Source organism: Bacillus sp. LR--39, from assembly GCF_053613335.1.
The window spans coordinates 1-824 of sequence record NZ_JBSIOT010000632.1; the positions used below are offsets into that span (position 1 = coordinate 1).

The following is an 824-nucleotide window of genomic DNA, read 5'->3' on the forward strand; positions in this document are numbered from 1 at the left end:
CCGCCAGCATAAGAATAACGCACAAGCGGAACCATATCGTCACCGTGTCCGCCGAGTACGAAACCAGTCACATCTTTCACTGACAGGTTTAATTCCTCTGCCACAAATGTTCTGAATCTTGCCGTATCAAGCACACCGGACTGGCCGATTACACGCTCTTTAGGGAAGCCTGATTCTTTGTACACCGCGTATGTCATTGCATCAACAGGATTTGTCAGCACCACAATAATAGAGTCAGGAGAATATTTCACGATTTCCCGCGTAACGCTTCTCATAATCTTTTCGTTTGTAGAGACCAGATCATCTCTGCTCATACCAGGTTTTCTTGCGATACCGGCTGTAATGACAACAATGTCAGAGCCAGCTGTATCCTCGTAATTGGATGTTCCCGTAATTTTTGCGTCAAAGCCTTGAACCGGGCTTGCTTCAAGCATATCAAGCGCTTTTCCCTTTGTCGGGTTCTCCAATTGCGGAATATCAACAAGAACAACGTCTGCCAGCTCTTTTTGAGCGATTAAAAATGCAGTTGTAGCTCCGGTAAAACCTGCTCCGATAACAGAAACTTTTTTACGAGTATTTCCCATGTCTCTCTTCTCCTTTATGGCTAGTTTTAGGCTTTTTCCTTGCTTAGTCCATGTTTTTGATCAGTTCTTCTCCGAACTCTGAACATTTCACTTCAGTCGCCCCGTCCATTAATCTAGCAAAATCGTAAGTTACGACTTTAGAAGCGATTGTTTTTTCCATAGATTTGATAACCAAATCAGCCGCTTCGTTCCATCCTAAATGCTCAAGAAGCATGACGCCTGAAAGAATAAGCGAAGATG

The 824-nt window shown here is 43.8% G+C and carries 2 protein-coding genes; both read right to left on the minus strand.

The window, feature by feature from the left end:
* On the minus strand, positions 1–584 hold a 584-nt coding region (mdh, locus tag ACWHAR_RS25440; protein WP_452088228.1), incomplete at its 3' end, for a malate dehydrogenase.
* Between the two features lie 43 nt (positions 585–627).
* Positions 628–824 (minus strand): isocitrate/isopropylmalate family dehydrogenase (locus ACWHAR_RS25445; protein ID WP_452088229.1); only part of this gene is annotated, 197 nt, incomplete at its 5' end.